The organism is Mycobacterium sp. (assembly GCF_032159565.1).
Lineage (GTDB): Bacteria > Actinomycetota > Actinomycetes > Mycobacteriales > Mycobacteriaceae > Mycobacterium.
Genome location: NZ_JAVHWR010000208.1, coordinates 1 through 20240 on the forward strand (window position 1 = coordinate 1; position 20240 = coordinate 20240).

At 66.6% G+C, this 20240-nt stretch carries 19 protein-coding genes; 5 read left to right on the top strand and 14 right to left on the bottom strand.

All coding sequences use genetic code 11. From position 1 onward, the window contains the following. The first annotated feature begins 160 nt into the window (after nucleotides 1-160). The 3 genes from QOC76_RS27885 to ndhA all read left to right on the top strand — a co-directional run bounded on the left by QOC76_RS27885 (nucleotide 161) and on the right by ndhA (nucleotide 2870). A complete protein-coding gene (locus QOC76_RS27885; RefSeq protein ID WP_526362615.1) occupies nucleotides 161-517 on the top strand; it encodes a helix-turn-helix domain-containing protein in 357 nt (118 codons plus the stop codon). Between the two features lie 37 nt (nucleotides 518-554). Continuing rightward, nucleotides 555-1283, top strand: a complete 729-nt coding sequence (locus tag QOC76_RS27890) for a hypothetical protein (RefSeq protein WP_526362617.1) — start codon at nucleotides 555-557, stop codon at nucleotides 1281-1283. A 108-nt stretch (nucleotides 1284-1391) separates the two neighbouring features. Further along, on the top strand, nucleotides 1392-2870 hold the full coding sequence (gene ndhA, locus QOC76_RS27895; protein ID WP_526362619.1) for a type II NADH:quinone oxidoreductase NdhA: 1479 nt from the start codon (nucleotides 1392-1394) through the stop codon (nucleotides 2868-2870). Nucleotides 2871-2874: 4 nt separating this feature from the next. On the opposite strand, the gene lipL is transcribed toward ndhA, so the two are convergent. The 5 genes from lipL to mutA form a co-directional block, all read right to left on the bottom strand. Next, complete coding sequence (gene lipL, locus QOC76_RS27900; RefSeq protein ID WP_526362621.1) at nucleotides 2875-4149, bottom strand: esterase/beta-lactamase LipL; 1275 nt, start codon at nucleotides 4147-4149, stop codon at nucleotides 2875-2877. Between the two features lie 100 nt (nucleotides 4150-4249). Further along, nucleotides 4250-4546: a hypothetical protein gene (locus QOC76_RS27905; RefSeq protein ID WP_526362623.1), complete on the bottom strand. Its 297-nt coding sequence runs from the start codon at nucleotides 4544-4546 to the stop codon at nucleotides 4250-4252. A gap of 275 nt (nucleotides 4547-4821) precedes the next feature. After that, nucleotides 4822-5808 carry a methylmalonyl Co-A mutase-associated GTPase MeaB gene (meaB, locus tag QOC76_RS27910; protein WP_526362625.1) on the bottom strand — a complete coding sequence of 329 codons (987 nt, stop codon included), beginning with the start codon at nucleotides 5806-5808 and terminating at the stop codon, nucleotides 4822-4824. Beyond that, on the bottom strand, nucleotides 5809-8085 hold the full coding sequence (scpA, locus tag QOC76_RS27915) for a methylmalonyl-CoA mutase (protein ID WP_526362627.1): 2277 nt from the start codon (nucleotides 8083-8085) through the stop codon (nucleotides 5809-5811). A 2-nt stretch (nucleotides 8086-8087) separates the two neighbouring features. Further along, on the bottom strand, nucleotides 8088-9938 hold the full coding sequence (gene mutA / locus QOC76_RS27920; protein ID WP_526362629.1) for a methylmalonyl-CoA mutase small subunit: 1851 nt from the start codon (nucleotides 9936-9938) through the stop codon (nucleotides 8088-8090). 99 nt (nucleotides 9939-10037) lie between these two features. Here mutA and QOC76_RS27925 point away from each other — a divergent pair, with 99 nt between their 5' ends. Then, on the top strand, nucleotides 10038-10859 hold the full coding sequence (locus QOC76_RS27925) for a TVP38/TMEM64 family protein (protein ID WP_526362631.1): 822 nt from the start codon (nucleotides 10038-10040) through the stop codon (nucleotides 10857-10859). On the opposite strand, the gene QOC76_RS27930 is transcribed toward QOC76_RS27925, so the two are convergent. Together QOC76_RS27930 and QOC76_RS27935 are read right to left on the bottom strand one after the other, a co-directional pair. Then, the gene (locus QOC76_RS27930) at nucleotides 10750-11973 is read right to left on the bottom strand and encodes an SPFH domain-containing protein (RefSeq protein WP_526362633.1); all 1224 of its coding nucleotides are present in this window, start codon (nucleotides 11971-11973) and stop codon (nucleotides 10750-10752) included. The two genes, QOC76_RS27925 and QOC76_RS27930, sit on opposite strands and share 110 nt — an antisense overlap. A gap of 32 nt (nucleotides 11974-12005) precedes the next feature. Then, nucleotides 12006-12437 carry an NfeD family protein gene (locus QOC76_RS27935; RefSeq protein ID WP_526362635.1) on the bottom strand — a complete coding sequence of 144 codons (432 nt, stop codon included), beginning with the start codon at nucleotides 12435-12437 and terminating at the stop codon, nucleotides 12006-12008. Nucleotides 12438-12496: 59 nt separating this feature from the next. On the opposite strand from QOC76_RS27935, the gene QOC76_RS27940 reads away from it, so the two are divergent. After that, on the top strand, nucleotides 12497-13348 hold the full coding sequence (locus QOC76_RS27940; RefSeq protein WP_526362637.1) for an Rv1486c family protein: 852 nt from the start codon (nucleotides 12497-12499) through the stop codon (nucleotides 13346-13348). Here QOC76_RS27940 and QOC76_RS27945 read toward each other — a convergent pair. The 7 genes from QOC76_RS27945 to moxR1 all read right to left on the bottom strand — a co-directional run bounded on the left by QOC76_RS27945 (nucleotide 13345) and on the right by moxR1 (nucleotide 20227). Continuing rightward, on the bottom strand, nucleotides 13345-14388 hold the full coding sequence (locus tag QOC76_RS27945) for a ferrochelatase (RefSeq protein ID WP_526362639.1): 1044 nt from the start codon (nucleotides 14386-14388) through the stop codon (nucleotides 13345-13347). The genes QOC76_RS27940 and QOC76_RS27945 overlap by 4 nt on opposite strands. A 3-nt stretch (nucleotides 14389-14391) precedes the next feature. Continuing rightward, entirely contained in the window at nucleotides 14392-15201 is an 810-nt protein-coding gene (gene inhA / locus QOC76_RS27950) for an NADH-dependent enoyl-ACP reductase InhA (protein WP_526362641.1), read from the bottom strand. 28 nt (nucleotides 15202-15229) lie between these two features. Beyond that, complete coding sequence (gene fabG1, locus QOC76_RS27955) at nucleotides 15230-15994, bottom strand: 3-oxoacyl-ACP reductase FabG1 (RefSeq protein ID WP_526362643.1); 765 nt, start codon at nucleotides 15992-15994, stop codon at nucleotides 15230-15232. 106 nt (nucleotides 15995-16100) lie between these two features. Further along, complete coding sequence (locus tag QOC76_RS27960; protein WP_526362645.1) at nucleotides 16101-17108, bottom strand: vWA domain-containing protein; 1008 nt, start codon at nucleotides 17106-17108, stop codon at nucleotides 16101-16103. A gap of 22 nt (nucleotides 17109-17130) precedes the next feature. After that, the gene (locus QOC76_RS27965) at nucleotides 17131-18138 is read right to left on the bottom strand and encodes a vWA domain-containing protein (protein ID WP_526362647.1); all 1008 of its coding nucleotides are present in this window, start codon (nucleotides 18136-18138) and stop codon (nucleotides 17131-17133) included. A 23-nt stretch (nucleotides 18139-18161) separates the two neighbouring features. Beyond that, a complete protein-coding gene (locus tag QOC76_RS27970; protein WP_526362649.1) occupies nucleotides 18162-19109 on the bottom strand; it encodes a DUF58 domain-containing protein in 948 nt (315 codons plus the stop codon). Beyond that, nucleotides 19106-20227 (bottom strand): chaperone MoxR1, encoded by a 1122-nt coding sequence (gene moxR1 / locus QOC76_RS27975; RefSeq protein ID WP_526362651.1) that lies wholly within the window; start codon nucleotides 20225-20227, stop codon nucleotides 19106-19108. The genes QOC76_RS27970 and moxR1 overlap by 4 nt, the downstream gene beginning before the upstream one ends. Nucleotides 20228-20240: the final 13 nt, after the last annotated feature.

Genomic DNA, 20240 nt, shown 5'->3' on the forward strand with positions numbered 1-20240 from the left:
AGCGGGCAGCTGGCAAATTCTGCAATCAACATGGACTAACAGTAACTGCGTTGTCCCAAGATTGGGAGACCTCTCCCAAAACTGTGACACCTACGTCAATATCAGCAATGTTTACAAGGGCCGACCGGCACTGCCCATTTGCGGGAGAACGCGATAAGGTATGGCGGTGCCACGTACAGATGAGAACGGCCGCCAGCTAAAGGCCTTGCTCGACTACCTCCTCGACGGCGACGTCGACGCGAAGGACATCTACGACGCACTCGGCGTGTCTAGCAGCACGTACTACCGGCGCATCAAGGAGGAGTTCTACCCCGACGCCGAAGAGCTGCGCCGGGTCGCCGACCGGTTCGGTCTCAGCTATCCCGACCTCCAGGTTCGGTTCGGGCTGATGAGCCATGAAGAGGTGCAAATCTACTTCGAGTCTGCCGGCGTGGCACTGGCAACCGTGGAAACGCGACGCGTACGCCCGCAGAGGCTGTCTGAAATGAAGCCTCGCCTGGACGCCCCGCCGCTATAGAGTTTGCTGAAACTGACTCAGCACAAAGGCAAGACGGATGGCTCTCGCAACACTTCTAGCGATCACGATCACGTGCATCGGATGGAGCCTGTGGATCCGGCGTGTGACGTGGACGTGCCGGTGGGAGGTTGCCGCCACCCTCAATATCGCCCTTCAGGGTTTGGCAGTCCTGCTGATGTCGCCGCTCGCCTCCGAAACCGTCGGGCATTGGCTGCATGCCCTCACCGGGAAGTGGAACCTCGAGGACTACCTCGGCCATGACTGCTACATCGTCGCCGCATCGGCGATCGTCTACAACACACTGGGCAGACTGGCCGACGACGACGACATGCAGCGGTCGTTCAAGCAGTACGTCGAGCGGCCTGCCACGCTGTGCATCCCGCTGCTGCTGGTGACCTTCTCGATCGGTAACGGCGCGCGAATCTATGCTCCCGACTTCTTCACGGTGCCGACCGACTTCTGGCTGAACATCTACTGGCTGCTGCTCTGCGGCACCCTGATCTACCTGCTGGGGTACGGCATCCGGGCCACCCTGGTGCTGCGGAAAGACCCGCGGTCGCGGCGGATCGCGAACTTCTATCTGGCCTCCTCGGTGTTCGGCATCTTGGCCTGCGCCGTGCGCATCACCACCGCTTATGTGCCGCAGTTGCAGACGGCGGCGGGCAGCTCCCTGGTATGGGTGTTCGCCTGTCTGTGCGGCGCGGGTTTCGCGCTCGCCTCCGCCCATTCGTGGCGGATCAAGACGAAGTGGTTCACGAAGGTCTGATCCCGCGGCGAACTGCTGTATGAGCGCCGGCGAACACCTCGCCAACGACGGGCGGCCGCACCCAGCACGCGTTATCGTTGCGTCGCCGCCGAAGGGGGGACGAACGCGATGACACCGCGCACGCGAGGAGCGCAACAGACACCGCGCACGCGAGGAGCAGAACAGACACAACGCACGGAGTCCGGCAAGCGCCACCGGGTCGTCGTCATCGGGTCCGGCTTCGGTGGCCTGACCGCAGCTCAGGCCCTGAAGAGAAGCGACGTCGACGTCACCCTTGTCTCCAAGTCGACCAGTCACCTCTTCCAGCCGCTGCTCTATCAGGTGGCCACCGGAATCCTCTCCGAGGGCGAGATCGCCCCGACCACGCGACTCATTCTGCGGAAGCAGAAAAACGTCAAAGTGCTTCTGGGAGATGTCGAATCGATCGATCTCACCGAGAACATCGTCACGTCGAAGCTGATGACCATGAGCACGGTGACGCACTTCGACAGCCTCATCGTCGCCGCAGGCGCCCAGCAGTCGTACTTCGGCAACGACCAGTTCGCCACCTTCGCGCCCGGCATGAAGACGATCGACGACGCGCTTGAGCTCCGCGGGCGCATCCTCGGGGCGTTCGAGGCCGCCGAGGTGACCACCGACCCCGCCGAGCGTGAACGGCGGCTGACGTTCGTGGTCGTCGGTGCCGGACCGACCGGCGTGGAGTTGGCCGGTCAGATCGCCGAACTCGCCGAGCGGACACTCGCAGGGGCTTTCCGCACCATCAAGCCGAGCGAGTGCCGGGTCGTCCTGGTCGAGGGAGCCGGGGCCGTATTGCCGCCGATGGGTCCGAAGCTCGGCGCGAAGGCGCAGCGCACGCTGGAGAAGATGGGCGTCGAGATCCAGCTGAACGCGCTGGTGACCGACGTCGACTATCTGGGCGTGGCGGTGAAGGACAAGGACGGCACTGAACGCCGCATCGAATGCGCGTGCAAGGTGTGGTCGGCGGGTGTGCAGGCCAGCCCGCTCGGCAAGATGATCGCCGAGCAGTCCGACGGCACCGAGACCGACCGCGCCGGCCGGGTGATCGTCGAGCCCGACCTCAGCGTGAAGGGTCACCCGAACGTCTTCGTCGTCGGCGATCTGATGTCGGTGCCCGGCGTGCCGGGAATGGCGCAGGGCGCGATACAAGGCGCCAAGTATGTGACCAAACTGATCAAGCACTCGGTGGCCGGCCACGACGACCCCTCCACCCGCGCCCCGTTCAAGTACTTCGACAAGGGCAGCATGGCGACCGTGTCCAGGTTCAGCGCCGTGGCCAAAGTCGGCAAGCTCGAATTCAGCGGATTCATCGCCTGGCTCGCTTGGCTGGCGCTGCACCTGGTGTATCTGGTCGGCTTCAAGAACCGGTTCACCACGTTGATCACCTGGTTCATCACGTTCATGAGCCGCAGCCGCGGACAGATGGCCATCACCAGCCAGATGATCTATGCAAGGTTGGCCATGGACATGCTGCAGAGCCAAACGGACGACCTCAGCCGGCGGGCCCGGCATTCAGCGCTGGCCGCCGTCGAGGAGGCCGAAAAGCTCGAGCGGGAAAGAGGCGCGTAAATTCCTAGCCGGCGACTGGTCGCGACTCGGTAGCGAACGGCGCGCCGAACGCAGGCACCGGCCGGTATCCCCGCCTGCGCGCCGCCGCCGCGCCCCGGCGAATGAACGCCGCCGTCGCGACGAAGCCAGCCTGGTCGGCCACCACGAACGGCGTCAGCAGCCGGTTGTGCACATAGCCGAAGGACATCCCGGTGCTCGGGTCGGCCCACCCGAGGGAGCCGCCGAGACCGGCGTGGCCGAACCCCGGCATCAACCCGCCAAGCGGGATGGAGTGGTAGCCGAGATGAAACGCCATGGGGAACACGATGTTTCGGTCCGGACGCAGGTTGGGCACACCCATCAGGCCTGCGGTCAGCTCGGGCGACAGGAACTGCCTGCCGTCGACGCGGCCCCCGCATGCCAGCGGCGCGTACATCTTCGCCAGGCCCCGCGCGGTCGCGGTTCCGTTGGCGGCGGGAATCTCGCCGTCGAGGAACGGGGTATCACCCTGCACCACGGAAACCATCTCCGGAAAGTACAGCGCGCCGATGCCGCCGGACCATTGCAGCGCCGCCAGCTTCGGTACCAGTGCACCGAATACCGCGTTCTTGATGGTGCCCTGGGGAATGATGATCTGCGCCGGCTTCGTCGGCGCCTCGGCGGGCGGGCGGCCCAGATGCAGACCGTCGGTGCCAAGCGGCTCCGCGACTTCGGTCCGGATCAGCTGCCGCATGCCGATGCCGGTGACCGACCTCGCCAGACCGGACATCAGCCAGCCGTATGTCAGCGCGTGGTAGGCACCCTTGCCGTAGAGAACCCGGTTGACCGGCGCGGCCGCAAGCCGCTCCTCCATCTTGAGGTGGTCCATCAGATCGGCCTTGGTCGCGCCGTTGAGTTGCGACAGCCCGGCACGGTGCCGCATCAACTCGCGAACGGTGATCTTCGCCTTGCCGTTTGCGCCGAACTCCGGCCAGTACTCGGCGATCGGGGCGTCGTAGTCGATCAGGCCGCGATCGACGAGTCGGTGGATGACGGTCGAGGCCATGCCCTTGGTGGCGGAGAAAACCATTGCGCCGGTGTCGGCGGACCAGTGCGTGGTGCCGCGCCGGTCGGCCCACCCGGTCCAGACATCGACGACAGGCTCGCCGTCCAGAAAGACCGAAAGCGCCCCTCCGCCGTAACGGGGACCGGGAAACATGCTGCTGAAGGCCCGTACCGCACAGGAGAAGTGCGGGTCGGCCGCGCCTTGAACACCGTGGGGAAGCGCCGCGCTGCGCTCCCGGCTGTCAGAGTGCCTCACAATGCATCTAATTTACCTGCAACCCCGGCAAATAAACGCACCGTTACCGATCCGTTAACGCCTCCCATGTCAGAGGTGCCGAGGCTGCACCGAACAGCAATCATCGCTGCCGGTCAGTCGAAGGGTTATTGGGGTCGGTCTTGTCGAAGACCTCCTGGCCGTCGTCACGGCCGTCGCCGTCGGTGTCCGCCTTGTTCGGGTTCGTGCCGTAGACGTTGATCTCGTCATCATTGAACAGCCCGTCGTTGTCGGTGTCGGATCGGTTCGCCTGTGGGCCTTGAGGAGCCTGGTCGATGGTCGCCCCCGGATGCGATGCATGGTCGAGACGCTTGGTGCCCGCGTCGACCTCCTGCTTGTCGGTGTAGCCGTCCTGGTCGGTGTCGCCGAGGTACAGCATCGTGTGCCACGTGTAGTACTCGTCGGTGTCCGACAGCCCGTTGCCGTCGGTCGCCGTCGGTGTCGCGGATGTTCGGGTCGGGAGTGATAGATGTTGATCTCGTCCTGATCGGACACACCGTCGGCGTCCTTGTCGCCGGGCAGCGGAGCGCTTGCGGTCCCCGGGGTCAGCAGCATGCCGGCGATCGCCAGCCCAGCGAACACAGAATTGATGGAACCTCGATTCACGTGTCGACGCTATCCATCAGCTCGACCGCAGAAATATCCGGTGTTTCCCTACTCTTTCGTGCTCTCCGCCGCGTCGAGGATCTGCTGCGCGGCGAGGGCAGGCGTCAACTCGCCGTCACGGACCCGGCGCTCCACGTCGGCGCGGACACCACGCACCGCGGGATTGTTGAGCACCCGGTCCAAGACGGTGTCGCGCACCATCGACCACGTCCAGTCCACCTGCTGGGAGTTACGACGGGCGTCGAACTCCCCCGCGTCGGTGAGCACCCCGCGGTGTTTGAGCACGGTGTCCCACAGCTCGGTCAGCCCGGCGCCCTCCAACGCGCTCATCGTCAGAACCGGTGGGCGCCAGAGTGTTTCGCGCGGATAGATCAACCGGATGGCACCCGTCAGGTCGCGAGCGGCCGCCTTGGCCTCGGCGGCGTGGTTACCATCGGCCTTGTTCACCACGACGATGTCAGCAAGCTCCAGCACACCCTTCTTGATGCCCTGGAGCTGATCACCGGTACGGGCGAGAGTCATGAACACGAACGTGTCCACCATGTTGGCGACCGCCACCTCGGACTGCCCGACGCCGACGGTTTCCACCAGAATCACGTCGAAGCCTGCCGCCTCGAGCAACACGATGGTTTCCCGGGTGGCTCTGGCGACGCCGCCCAGCGTGCCGGATGTGGGCGACGGCCGGATGTAGGCGTCGGGGTGCACGGCCAGCCGCGGCATCCGGGTTTTGTCGCCGAGTATCGACCCGCCGGTGCGCGTCGACGACGGGTCGACGGCCAGCACCGCCACCCGATGTCCCTGCCCGATGAGGTACATGCCGAGCGCCTCGATCGTGGTCGACTTGCCCACGCCGGGAACGCCGGTGATGCCGACGTGCATGGCAGCGCCTGCTTCGGGCATCAACTCCATCAACAGCTGTTGCGCCTGCTCGCGGTGATCGGCCCTGGTCGACTCGACGAGCGTGATCGCCCGCGGCAGGGCCGCGCGATCACGATTCCTGATCGCGGCAGCGAGGTCGTCGATCCGGTCGGCCATCTAGCCGAGGTCGTATCCCGAGCGCTCGGCCAGCTTGTGCAACAAGCCGATCGCGGCGTCGGCAATCACGGTGCCGGGCGGGAAGATCGCGGTCGCGCCCGCCGCGTACAGCTCGTCGAAGTCGCCGGGCGGAATCACGCCGCCCACCACGACCATGATGTCGGGCCGCCCGACTTCGGCCAGCGCGTCGCGCAGCGCGGGCACCAGCGTCAGATGTCCGGCGGCAAGGGACGACACCCCCACCACGTGCACGTCGTTGTCGGCGGCCTGACGCGCCACCTCTTCTGGCGTCGAGAACAGTGAGCCGACGTCGACGTCGAAACCGATGTCGGCGAACGCGGTCGCGATGACCTTCTGCCCGCGATCGTGACCGTCCTGACCCATCTTGGCCACCAGGATTCGCGGCCGTCGGCCGTCGGCCTCGGCGAACTTCTCGACTAGCTCGGTGGCTTGAGACATTCCGCCGATGTTTCCGCCTCCTCCAGAGACTTCGTCGCGGTAGACCCCGGCGATGGTACGGATCTCGGCCTGGTGCCGTCCCCAGACTCGCTCCAACGCATCGGAGATCTCGCCGACGGTGGCGTTCGCGCGTGACGCGTTGATTGCGAGCTCCAACAGGTTTCCCTCACCGTCGGCCGCCTTGGTCAGGTCGGCCAGCGCCGCATCGACGATGGCCTGGTCGCGCTCGGCGCGCAGCTTCTCGAGCTTGGCGAGTTGCTCAGCGCGGACCCGGCTGTTCTCGACCTTGAGCACCTCGATTTCGTGGTCGGTGCCATCGCCGGCGGCAACCTGGTACTTGTTCACCCCGATCACCGGCTGCTGGCCGGAGTCGATGCGGGCCTGGGTGCGTGCGGCGGCCTCCTCGATGCGCATCTTGGGGATGCCGTCGTCGATGGCCTGTGCCATGCCGCCGTGCTCGTTCACCTCACGGATATGGGCGCGCACCCGCTCGGTGAGCTGATGGGTGAGCCACTCCACGTAGTACGAACCGCCCCATGGGTCGATCGGCCGGATGGTGCCGGACTCCTGTTGCAGCAGCAGCTGCGTGTTGCGCGCGATCCTGGCGGAGAAATCGGTGGGCAGCGCCAGGGCCTCGTCGAGCGCGTTGGTGTGCAGCGACTGCGTGTGGCCCTGCGTCGCCGCCATCGCCTCGATGCATGTGCGGGCGACGTTGTTGAACGGATCCTGCGCCGTCAACGACCAACCCGACGTCTGCGAATGCGTGCGCAGCGAAAGCGATTTCGCATCCTCTGGTTCGAACTGGGCGACCAGCTCGCTCCACAGCAGGCGGCCGGCGCGCAGTTTGGCGACCTCCATGAAGAAGTTCATCCCGATACCCCAGAAGAAGGACAGCCGCGGCGCGAACTTGTCGATGGACAGGCCCGCGGCCAAACCTGCCTTGATGTACTCGACTCCGTCGGCCAGCGTGTACGCCAGCTCCAAATCCGCTGTCGCACCGGCCTCTTGGATGTGGTAGCCGGAGATGGAGATCGAGTTGAACTTCGGCATCCGCACGCTGGTGTAGCCGAAGATGTCGGAGATGATCCGCATCGACGGCTTCGGCGGGTAGATGTAGGTGTTGCGGACCATGAACTCTTTGAGGATGTCGTTCTGGATGGTCCCGGCCAACTTCTCAGGTGGCACGCCCTGCTCCTCGGCGGCCACCACGTACAGTGCGAGGATCGGCAGCACCGCACCGTTCATCGTCATCGAAACCGACACGGTGGACAGGTCGATTCCGTCGAACAGCTGCCGCATGTCGAGGATGGAATCGATTGCCACGCCGGCCATCCCGACGTCACCGGCGACGCGGGGGTGGTCGGAGTCGTAGCCGCGGTGGGTGGCCAGGTCGAACGCCACCGAAAGACCCTTCTGCCCGGCGGCCAGGTTGCGTCGGTAAAACGCGTTGGACTCCGCGGCGGTGGAGAAGCCGGCGTACTGCCGGATGGTCCACGGCTGGTTGACGTACATCGTCGGATAGGGGCCGCGCAGGTACGGCGGCGCACCGGGGAAGGTGTCGAGCGGGTAGCCCGCCTTCACAGCGTCGTCCCGGTCGGCGGCGATGTAGACCGGCTTGACGTCGATGGCCTCGGGGGTGGACCAGTCGAGCTGCTCTGGCGTATAGCCGTGCGCCTCGGCAACGGCGGCGACGTGTGCGGTGACAGCGGTGTGGGTAGCGGGCTCGGCGGCCCGCTCGCTGCGCAGAGGCACGTCGGCGAAGCTGCCGATTCCGGTTGCTTCCGGAACGGCTTGGCCGGCGACGTCATTGACAGTCATTGTCAGGCCCCCAATCGAGTGAGCAGATCCGACAGGGCGTCGACCGCGTCGATCTTGGCGGTCAGGTAGTCGTCGGGCTTGTGGTCGGCGTCGGCGACCGCGTTGTCGGGTCCGGCCAGCAGGACGCGCGACACCCCAGCCTTGCGTGCGGCCTCGACCGCCCCCGCGGCTTCGGTGCGGTAACGGGCGTCGGTCCCGCAGATCACCACGACGGCTGGGCCGCCCGCTGCCGACACGGCGTCCGCCACCCCCGCGGAGTCGACGGGACCGGGATTGACCGCCTCGATGCCGCCCGAGGCGAGCAGGTTGGCTGCGAACGTCACCCGGATGTTGTGCTCCGCCAGCGGCCCCAGCGGCAGCAACAGCACCTTCGGCCGCGACCCCGTCTTGTCCAGCCATCCATCGGAGCGGTCGCGCAACGCCTCGAAACCTGCGGCGTATCGCGCGACGGCGCTCACCGAATCACCATGTGGCAGCGGCGCTTCGTCGAGGTTCGGGTACTCGTTGACACCGGTGAGGGCCTTGCGGCGGTGGTTGATGTCGTCGGTGCGCCGGTCGCGAACATCGGCGATGTGGGCGGCGACGAAGTCACGGGCGTCTGCGAAACCGCCCTCCGCCTCGATCTGCTGGAAGTGCTCCCACGCCTTTTGCGCGAGCTGCTCGGTCAAGTCCTCGACGAACCACGAGCCGCCCGCCGGGTCGAGCACCCGCCCGAGGTGCGACTCCTCCAGCAGCAGCAGTTGCGTGTTGCGGGCGATGCGGCGGGCGAAACTCGCTGCGGTGCCGGGCAGTCCACCGGGGATCGCCGCGTCGAACGGCTGCACCAGCACGGTGTCCGCGCCGCCGACACCGGCGCCGAAGGCCGCGACGGTGGTGCGCAGCATGTTCACCCACGGGTCGCGCTGCGCCATCATCGGCGTCGACGTGACCGCGTGCACGCGGGCGGCGCCGGCATCCGGTCCGCCGACCACCTCGGCCACCCTGGCCCAGAGCCGGCGCAAGGCGCGGATCTTGGCGATCGTCATGAACTGGTCGTCGTCTGCGGCGAGCCGGAAGCTGATCTGCCGCAACGAGTCCGGCACGCTGAGGCCGGCCTCGCCGAGCAGACGCAAGTAGGCGACGCCTGCCGCGACGGCACCGGCCAGCTCCCACGACGCACTGGCGCCGATGTTGTGCAGAGCCGGCCCGTCCACCGTGATCGCCCGCACGCCTCCGGCGTAGCCGGTGACCTTCTGTGCGATCGCGATCACCTCGGCGATGTCGGCGGTGGTCCGCCGGCTCAACGGCGCGGTGAGCGGGTCGGCGCCCAGATCGATCGACAGCCGGGCGCGCTGCTCGTCGTCCATATCGGTCAGCTGTGGCAGCACCGCATCCGCGGCGGCCACGAAGTCTGCACCCGGATCGAGGATCAGCGGCACCAGATCGAGGAACACGCCCTCGAGCAGACGGTCCAGCTCGCCCGCCGGGACGCCGTCGGGTGCGCCCACCCGCAGCGCAAGCGCGCTGACACCCTCGGTCAAGGCCACCAAGACGGCGCCGTTGCCATCGGTGACGGCTTTCTGGCCGGGGACTGGAAACGCCTCTGCGACCTTCCATCCGGACTTGACGTCGCGCCGCGCGTCTGCGCCGCGGACGAACGGCCAGTCACCGGGCAGCGGCGGTTCCGGCAGGGCGTCAAGGCTGGTGTACAACGCCCTGATCGGGAAGCCCTCGTAGGTCGGCGAATCCAAGAGGCCCTCGGGCTCTGGCGGCAGATCGGCCGGGTCGCGCCGAGTCGATTTCGCCAACACGCCCGCAACGGCCGAGCGCCATTGCTGTCGAGATTCCTGCAAGCCGGAATTCTGCACGTCCATCAGGCTAAATGATCACCATCGGGCCAGCGTGCGCCGGGCGGGCGACTCGTATCGTCATGAGGTGCTTCATCACCGCACGCACCCGTAGTCTTGGTAGACGTGAAGCCCGTCGTCAGCACCCTCGCCGCGGTGTGCAGTGCGGTGATTTCGACGGCCAAACAGGTCCCAAGGCGCCAGCTGGCCGCCATCACGGCAACGATTGTGATCCTCGTCGCAATCTTGTTGTTGGTGCCGCGACCGGGCGCCCTGCAGCTACGGGACTGGGCGGAATCGCTAGGGCCGTGGTTTCCGTTCGCCTTCCTGGCGGCGCACATCGTCGTCACCGTGTTTCCGTTCCCACGCACCGCTTTCACGCTTGCCTCGGGCCTTCTGTTCGGCCCCTGGCTCGGCATCCTCATCGCTGTCGTGGCCAGCACGATCAGCGCGCTCCTGGCGCTGCTGCTGGTCCGCGCCGCCGGCTGGCGGCTCGACCGCCTCATGCCCCATCCGCGGATCAAGTCCCTGGACGCCCGGCTGCGCCAGCGCGGCTGGCCGACGGTCATGTCGATGCGGTTGATCCCCGCGGTTCCGTTCTCGGTGCTCAACTACGCAGCCGGGGCATCGGCGGTGAGGGTGCGCCCATACACCTGGGCCACACTCGTCGGACTGCTGCCGGGCACCGCCGCGGTCGTCATCCTCGGCGACGCACTGACCAACCACATCAGCTCCTGGTTGATCCTGGTTTCGCTGTTCACCGCGAGTCTCGGTGTGGCAGGCCTGATCTACGAGATCCGCACCTACCCACAGCATCATCCCTCGGGCGACGGCCCGGCTAGCCGCTGTGACGCCCCGGCGACTGCGGCGGACCGTCCTGCCGCTGCTGTGACAGCGGCGGGTACTGCATCGGCGGGAGTGGATCCTCCTCCGGTGCAGCAGGGATAGCGCTGATGCCCGACGACGAACGCGCGTCCGCCTCGGCCTTGGCGACAGCCTGAGCGATCGCGGGATCCGTCTGGGTGTTGAACCACTCGGCCACCTCGGCTGAGTCGTCCTCGGGCTTGGGCAGGTTTTCGTCCACAGGCGACGGTGTGTACCGGAAGACACCGTCCTCGCCTGGCGCACCCAGCATCCTGGTGAAGCCCTCCAGCGCGGACCCGAAGTCGCTGGGCACCAGCCAGACCTTGTTCGCCTCGCCCTTGGCCATCTGCGGCAGGGTCTGCAGATACTGGTAGGCCAGCATCTCCGGTGTCGGGCGGCCTGCCTTGATCGCGGCGAACGTCTTCTCGATCGCCTTCGCCTGGCCCTGAGCCTGCAGGTAGGACGCCGCACGCTCACCCTGGGCCCGCAGCATGCGGGATTGCCGATCGGCCTCCGCCGCCAGGATCGCCGCCTGCTTGGCGCCCTCGGCGGACAGGATCTGTGCTTGTTTCTGGCCCTCGGCCTGCTTGATCGCGGCTTCCCGGCTGCCCTCGGCGGTCAGGATCATGGCCCGCTTCTCGCGGTCGGCCCGCATCTGCTTTTCCATCGAGTCCTGGATCGACGGCGGCGGGTCGATGCTGCGTAGTTCGACGCGCGCCACCCGTAGCCCCCACCGGCCGGTGGCCTCGTCGAGCACCCCGCGCAGCTGGCCGTTGATCTTGTCGCGCGACGTCAGGGTCTGCTCCAGCGTCATGCCGCCGACAACGTTGCGCAGCGTGGTGGTGGTCAGCTGCTCGACGCCGACGATGTAGTTGCTGATCTGGTACACCGCGGCCTGCGGGTTGGTGACCTGGAAGTAGACGACGGTGTCGATGTTGACCGTCAGGTTGTCCTCGGTGATCACCGGCTGTGGCGGGAATGACACCACGCGCTCGCGCAGGTCGACGCGCGCACGGATCTTGTCGATGAACGGCACGAGCAGCGTCAGCTGCCCCGAAACGGTCTTGGTGTAGCGGCCCAGTCGTTCGATCACCGCGGCCTCGGCCTGCGGGATGATCGCGATCGACTTGGCGACGATGATGGCCGCGAATATGACCAGCACACCAACGAGGATCAGGCCGGCGACGGCACCGTCCATTGTGGGTTCCTTCCCTAGTTGTCCAGGCTTCTCTAGACGACCTTGTGGACGACCGCCGTAGCGCCGTCGATGTGCATGACGGTCACGTGGTCGCCCTGTTCGTAGACATCGTCGTCGTTGAAGGGCCGCGCCGTCCAGACTTCGCCATCGAGTTTCACTTGCCCTTCATGACGCCCGACGCGGTCGAGCACCAGCGCACTCTTGCCCTCCAGGGCCTTTGCCGGCTCCAGCAGACCCGTGCCCGACATGAAATGGCGGCGCAGGGCCGGGCGGACCATCACCAGCAGCAGCACCGATACCACCGCGAAGACCGCGCCATGCACCCACAGATCGTCGAAGACAAGGCCCGACCCGGCGGCCGCCAGTGCACCGCCGCCGAGCATCAGCAGGAACAGGTCGCCGGTGAGCGCTTCGGCCCCGGCAAGGGCCAGCGCGGCGATTAGCCAGATCAGCGCAACGGGCATGCCGAAAGCCTAACGCGTGGTCCGCCCCATCAGCTGCGAACTATTACACTGCGAGCATTATGTGGTGCCCCAGTGTTTCGTTTTCGGTGTGGGCCAATGCCTGGCTCGCAGGCGCCGCCGCGCCCGATGACGTCCTTGATGCGCTATCGCAATGGGCGCCAAGGCATTCGGTGACCGCCTATGACGCCGTTGCCGCCGAAAGCACTGGCCTGCCCTGGCCCGATGTGAACCACTCCGGAACGATGTCACTGCTGCAGACGCTGCGGACCGCGGCAGGGGCCACCGGCGGACCCGCGATGTCCGTCGTCCTCCCCGTGCCGGGCGACGTCCGGGGGCTGCCGGCGGGGACCCAGTTTCAGCGTGACGCGGTGACGGCCGGCGAGGCCATCGTCATCAACTCGGGTTCGTCGTCGCAGACGATCGGCATCGTGCCCGATTTCGAGTACGACGACACCGAACCCTACGACGACTCAGATGACGCCGAGCTGTCCGGCCTGAACTGGACGGTGTATTCGCTTCCCGCCGCGCCGATCCCTGAGCACATCGACCTCGGTGAGGCGGAATTCGCACTGCGGTCGGCGGTTCGGTCGGCAGCCGACGCTCTGGGCGCCATCCGCGCAGAGGCCGGCGGCATGGACGTCGCCGACCCGCGCAGGCTGGTCGAGCAGGTGATGGAGTCGACGGGTCAGCATCGCGCACCCGACCACGCCCCGTCGCGCGCATTGCGGGTGCTGGAGAACGCCGCGCACATCGACGCCATCGTCACGGTCAGTTCCGGCTTGATGCCCATCGGCCTGCAAAGCTCATCGGAGGCGCAGAGCGCCAACGAAGCGTTGCGACCGCTTTCCGCGGTGGTGCGTTCGGCCCGGCTGGCGGCCGTCGGCGCGATCCTGCACTCCGCCTGGGGCTAGGACTTTCCGCACTCAGGGGTGCACAGTGCGCCGTCGACCGAGAAGCCGTACAGCGGAGGGGGTTCGACGCCTGGCGGACTTTCGCTGCGGGACGGGTCGCTGCCCTCTCGCAGCTCGTCGATCAGGTCGATCGCGAGGCGCGCGAAGCGGCGGTCGGCATTGGGTGTGGCCGCGCGGGCCAACGCCAGCCCGAGTTCGTCCGCCTGCCGGCGCAGCTCGTTGTCCAGGTCCCACACCACCTCGATGTGGTCGGCGACGAAACCGATCGGGCAGACGATGACCGCCTTGGTGCCCGCGTCGGCCAGGGCGGACAGATGGTCCCCCACGTCGGGTTCCAGCCACGGCACCTGTGGCGGACCCGACCGCGACTGCCACACCTGGTCGTAGTCGGCATAGCCCGCCTCGGCCGCGACGAGGTGCGATGCGTAGGCCACCTGGCGGGCGTAAAGGTCGTCGCCGCAGCGGGATCGGGCCGCAAGCGGAATGGAGTGGGCGGTGAACACCAGCCGGGCGTCCGCGCGGAGTTCGGCGGGCAGCGCCTGTGCCGCATCGCCGATAGCCTCGGCGAAGATCTCGACGAACAGCGGATGGTCGTAATACTGGCGAAGCTTGACCAGTTGAGGAGCGCGCTCTCCGGCCGCTTGGCGACCACGAGCGATGTCCTCGTTGTACTGGGTGCAACTGGAATAGCCACCCCACGCCGACGTCGTGAAGACAGCCGCGCGACGAACGCCGTTGTCGCGCATCGCGGTAACCGCATCCTCGACGTAGGGTTCCCAGTTGCGGTTCCCGAAGTACACCGGCAGCCCGAGGCCGCGGTCGGCCAGTTCGGCCTCCAACTGCTCGATCAACGCGCGGTTGATGCCGTTGATCGGTGAGGCACCACCGAAATGAAGGTAGTGCTCGGCGACCGCGGAGAGCCGCTCCCGCGGGATGCCGCGGCCGCGAGTGACGTTCTCCAGGAACGGCATCACGTGCTCCGGCGCCTCCGGCCCGCCGAAGGACAGCAGCAGGAGGGCGTCGAAGTCCGAGCTGTCCATTCCTTAGAGCAGTTGCGTGTGCGCGCCGCCGTCGGCGTAGACGACGGTACCGGTGGTGGCGGGCAGCCAATCGGAGAGCAGGGCGCACACCGTCCTGGCGACCGGCGTCGGATCCTTCATGTTCCAGCCGACAGGAGCGCGCTGATCCCAGCCCTCCTCCAGTAGCCGGATCTGGTCGCCGGCATCGGCACCGAGTGCACCGCCGACGATGGCACTCATCGCCAGCGTCCGGATCGGGCCCGCCGCAACGAGATTCGACCGCACGCCGAATTGGCCCGCTTCACGCGCGACGAACCGGTTCACCGACTCGAGCGCGCTCTTGGCGACGGTCATCCAGTTGTAGGCGGGCATGGCCCTCGTCGGGTCGAAGTCCATGCCGACGATCGAGCCGCCCGCGTTCATGATCGGCAGCGTCGCCTTGGCCAGCGATGCATACGAGAAGGCCGAGATGTGGATGCCCTTGGAGACGTCCTCGTACGGCGCGTCGAAGAACGGGTTGATGCCCATACCAGACTGCGGCATGAAGCCGATCGAGTGCACGACACCGTCGAGTTTGTTGTCCGCACCGATGACCTCGGTCACCCGGTCGGCCAGCGTCGCGAGATGCTCCTCGTTCTGCACGTCGAGTTCCAGCAGCGGCGCCTTCTCCGGCAGCCGGTCGGCGATGCGGCCGATCAGCTTCATCCGGTCGAAGCCGGTGAGCACCAATTCGGCGCCGGATTCCTGGGCCACCCTGGCGATGTGGAACGCGATCGACGAGTCGGTGATGATCCCCGTGACGAGGATGCGCTTCCCTTCGAGCAGACCTGCCATTGTGAATGTCCTTTTCTCTATCGAAGAATCAGTGGCCCATGCCCATGCCGCCGTCGACCGGGATCACGGCACCGGATATGTAGCTGGCATCTTCGGACGCCAGAAAGCTGACCACTCCGGCGACCTCGGCGGCGGTGCCAACCCGCTTGGCCGGAACGAACCCCAATGCCCCCTCCTGAATCCGCTCGTCCAGCGCGCGGGTCATGTCGGTGTCGATGTAGCCAGGGGCCACGACGTTCGCGGTGATCCCGGCCTTCGTCAGCTCCCGGGCGATCGAGCGGGCCATGCCGATCAGGCCGGCCTTGGAAGCCGCGTAATTGGCCTGGTTGCCGACGCCCCATGTGCCGGAGACCGAACCCACGAAGATCATCCGGCCGAACCGCTTTCGCAGCATGCTGCGCGACGCGCGCTGGGCCACCCGGAATGCACCCGTCAGGTTCGCGTCGATGACTTTCTCGAACTTCTCCTCGGTCATCCGCATGAGGAACGCGTCGGCGGCCACGCCGGCGTTGGCGATCACCACCTCAACCGGACCCTGGCGTTCCTCGACCTCGGTGAAGGCGCGGTCGACAGCTGCGGAGTCGGTGATATCGCACTCGACGCCGAACAACCCGTCGGGCACCCCGGACCCGCGGTGCGTGGCGGCCACCTTGTGGCCGTCGGCAGCGAGCCGCTGGGCGATCGCGAGGCCGATTCCGCGGTTTCCTCCCGTGACCAGCACCGAACGGGAAACGAAAGGCGGACGACCGCCAGCCTTTTGGTCGGCAGTCTCCGGTACTGCACTCTGGGTCATGCCCGCCAACTTAACGTGTGTCGACCATTCCTAAGAAATCGCCTTACGGTGGTGGGTAGGAGCGCTGGGCCCACGCCCGGAGGGCAGGGGACGACTGGGGATTGTTCTAGTTCGGCAGCCTGCGATTGATCAGCAGCGCCGCGACGGCCGCCAGCGCAAGCACCAAGGCGCCGAGCCGCAGCCAGCCGGTGCCCGCGTCGCCCTTTTGCGTCTCGTAGCCGATCTGCTCCTGCAAATTGGTGAAGACCTCTTTGAGTTGCTCGACGCTCGATGCGGTGTAGGCCTGTCCGCCGGACAGCTGAGCGACCTTCTTGAGCATCTCGTCGTCGACGGGTACTGGCGTTTTCTGGCCGTTCATGTCTACGGTGCCGTACGGGGTGCCGAACGACACCGTCGCTATGGGCACCCCCTGGTCCTTTGCGGTACGGGCGGCGGTGAAGGCGCCTTTTGGATTATCCGGATTCGACGGCACGGTTTCCTTGCCGTCGGACATCAGAACGATGCGTGCCGGCGGCGGCGTGTCACCCCCACCGATCACCGCACCGACGGTGGAGATGGCCTGCAATGCGGTGAAGATGGCCTCGCCGGTCGCGGTTCGGTCGGCCACCTGCAGCTTGTCGATCGCATTCTTGGATGCGTCACGATTGGTGGTCGGCGACACCAGCACGGTGGCCGCCCCCGCGTAGGAGATCAGCCCGAGGTTGATGCCCGGCGTCATCTGATCGACGAACTGCTTGGCGGCTTCCTGCGTGGCAGCCAGCCGGTTGGGTGCCACGTCCGTGGCCCGCATCGACTGCGATACGTCGATCACTAACATGACCACTGCGCGGTTGCGTGGAATGCGGACGTCATGGGTTGGCCCGGCCATCGCGACCGTGAGCATCACCAGCGACAACACCAACAGAACCGTCGCCAGATGCCGCCACCGTGACGGCCGTTTGGGCGCGACGCTTTCCAGCAACTCCGTGTTCGCGAACCGCAGCAACCGCTTGCGCCGGGCAGCTTGCATGGCGATGTAGAGCCCCACCAGTCCCGCCACGACAAAGAGGAACAGAAAGAACCAGACGTGTTCGAAGCCCGTCAGCGTCATCGGTCCGAGCACTGGTAACGTCATGCGCTGCTTGCCATTTCCGTTGCTAGTTGGGTAGTCGGCGGTTGAGCAGCATTGCTGCCAGCGCCGAAAGGGCCAGGATCAAGGCGCCGAGTCGCAGCCAGCCCGCACTGGCGTCACCCTTGATCGTCTCGTAGCCGATCTGCTGCTGCAGGTTCGAGTAGACCTCCCGCAGCTGGTCGAGGCTCGATGCCGTGTATGCCTCGCCGCCGGACAGTTCGGCGATCTTGCGCAGCATGTCGTCGTCGACAGGCACCGGCTGGCGCTGGTCGTTGATCTCGACATAGCCGTACGGTGTGCCGAACGAGATGGTCGAGATCGGCACACCCTGATCCTTCGCGGTGCGCGCGGCGGTGAATGCGCCCTTCGGGTTGTCCGGATTCGACGGCACCGTCTCCTTGCCGTCGGAGAACAGCACAACTCGGGCGGGCGGGGGCTGGTCGCCACCACCGAGCACGGCGCCGACGGTGGCGATGGCCTGCAGGGCGGTGAAGATGCCTTCGCCAGTCGCGGTGCGGTCGGCGAGCTGCAGCTTGTCGATCGCATTCTTGGTCGCTTCGCGGTTGGTGGTCGGCGACACCAGCACGGTGGCAGTACCCGCGAAGGCGATCAGGCCGAGGTTGATGCCCGGCGTCAGCTCATCGGCGAACTGCTTGGATGCCTCCTGCGCGGCTGCAAGACGATTCGGCGACACATCGGTAGCGCGCATGGACTGCGACACGTCGATCACCAACATGACGACGGCGCGGTTGCGTGGGATCCGGACGTCGTTCGTCGGCCCGGCCATCGCAACGGTGAGGAGCAACAGTGAGAGCACCAACAGGATGGCGGGCAGGTGCCGCCAGCGAGTAGGCCTCTTGGGCGCAACGCTTTCCAGCAGCTCCATGTTCGCAAAACGCAGCATCCGTCGTTGACGGGCCAATTGAACGACGATGTAGAGCGCGACAATTCCGAGAGCAACGAGAAGAAACAGGAAGAACCAAGCGTATTCGAACCCCGACAGCGTCATCGGACCGAGCAACGGTAATGTCATATGGCAGTTGTCATTTCATTGGACTATGCGCGGCCGGCGAGCGCTCCACGGCGACGGTTCGCGACGAACCGGACCACGTCGGCGATCCAGTCCCGGTCGGTGCGCAGTGTCAGCAGCGGCGCGTCACAGCGCCGCAGGGTTCTGGACAGCTCGGCGCGGTGCGCGGCGGCGGCCTTCTCGAAGTCGGAACGCAGTTGTTCGTCGATGGTGAATTCACGGGTCACGCCGGATTCGGTGTCCTGCAGGATGACGTCGCCGATCGGCGGCAGTTCGACGTCACGCGGATCGATGATCTCGATGCCGAGCACCTCGTGCCGACCGGCGATGGCGCGCATTGGGCGCATCCAGTCGATCGGGCCGAGGAAATCACTGATGACCACCGCCATGCCACGACGGCGCTCGGGCCTTCGTAGCGCGTCGATCGCCGCGGCCAGATCGCCCCGCACGCCGGTCGGCGCCTTGGGCATGGTGGCGATCGCGCGCAGCATCTCCTGCTCGTGCATGCGCCCCGACAGCGCGGGCACTCGACGCACGGCGTCGCCATTGGCGATGATCGCGCCGATTCGGTTACCGCCGCCGCTGTTGAGGAACGTGATCGCCGCCGCTGCGGCAACCGCGAGATCGCGCTTCTCGCAGCCGGTGGTGCCGAAGTCGAGGCTGGCCGACATGTCAACCACCAACCACGTTTCCAACTCGCGGTCGGCGATCATCTGGCGGACGTGGGGATGGGTCGTGCGCGCGGTCACCGACCAGTCCATCCGGCGGACATCGTCGCCCGGCTGGTAAATGCGGGACTCCCCCGGCTCCGATCCGGGACCGGGCAGCAGGCCGAGGTGGTCGCCGTGCAGCACTCCGTCGAGCTTGCGGCGCACCGTCAGTTCGAGTTTGCGCAGCGCTGCCGTCAGCGCGGGGTCACGGATCTCCCCGCGCTTCAGCGACGGCAGGTCGACGTTGCGTCCGGAAGTAGTCACCGACCGCTAGCCGCGGCAGCTGCGGCGGGCACGACGGGAGGCACCGAATGACCTTGCTGCGGAATGGCATTCACCTGCGGCAGGGCGACGGTCTGCAGGATCCGGTTGATCACCGTCTCCGACGAGATCTCGTCGGCGAGCGCGTCGTAGGTCAGCACCAGCCGGTGTCGCAGTACGTCGGGAATGACCTCGACGACGTCTTGGGGGACGACGTAGTCGCGGCCGCGCACCAGCGCCAGCGCCCTCGAAGCGGCGATGATGCCGAGCGAGGCGCGGGGCGAGGCGCCGTAGGCGATCCACGCCTTGGCGTCGGGCATGCCGAACTTCTCCGGTGTACGGGTCGCCGTGACGACCCGCACGACATAGTCGACCAGCGCGTGGTGCACGAAGGTGTTGGCGGCCCCGTCCTGCAGCCGGACCAGGTCACCGGGAGCCAGGATCTGCTTGGGCTCCGGCGGCTTAACGCCCATCCGGTAGACGATCTCGCGCTCTTCTTCCGGTGTCGGGTAGTCGATGTTCAGCTTGAAAAGGAAGCGGTCGCGCTGAGCCTCGGGAAGCGCGTACACGCCTTCCTGCTCGATCGGGTTCTGGGTGGCCATCACCAGGAATGGGTTCGGCATCGGGAACGTCTTGCCGCCGATCGAGATCTTGCGCTCGGCCATCACCTCCAGCAGCGCCGACTGCACCTTGGCCGGGGCGCGGTTGATCTCGTCGGCAAGCAGGAAGTTGCAGACCACCGGGCCGAGTTCGATGTCGAACTCCTCCTTGCCCTGCCGGTAGATCCGGGTGCCGACGATGTCGGTGGGCACCAGGTCGGGCGTGAACTGGATGCGCGCGAACGTGCCGCCGACCACCTTGGCGAACGTCTCCACAGCCAGCGTCTTGGCGACGCCGGGCACACCCTCGAGCAGCACGTGCCCCTTGGCGAGCAGGCCGACGAGCATGCGTTCGACCAGTAGGTCCTGGCCCACGATGATGCGCTTGACCTCGAAGATGGCACGTTCCAGGGTGTGCACCTCGGACTGCAGGCCCCCGGAATTGGCGGGCGGCGGTGGGCCACCTTGAGTGTTGGCGGGATAACCCTGCGCCGGGCCTTGCGGTCCACCTGCTGACGTCATCGACGATCCTCTT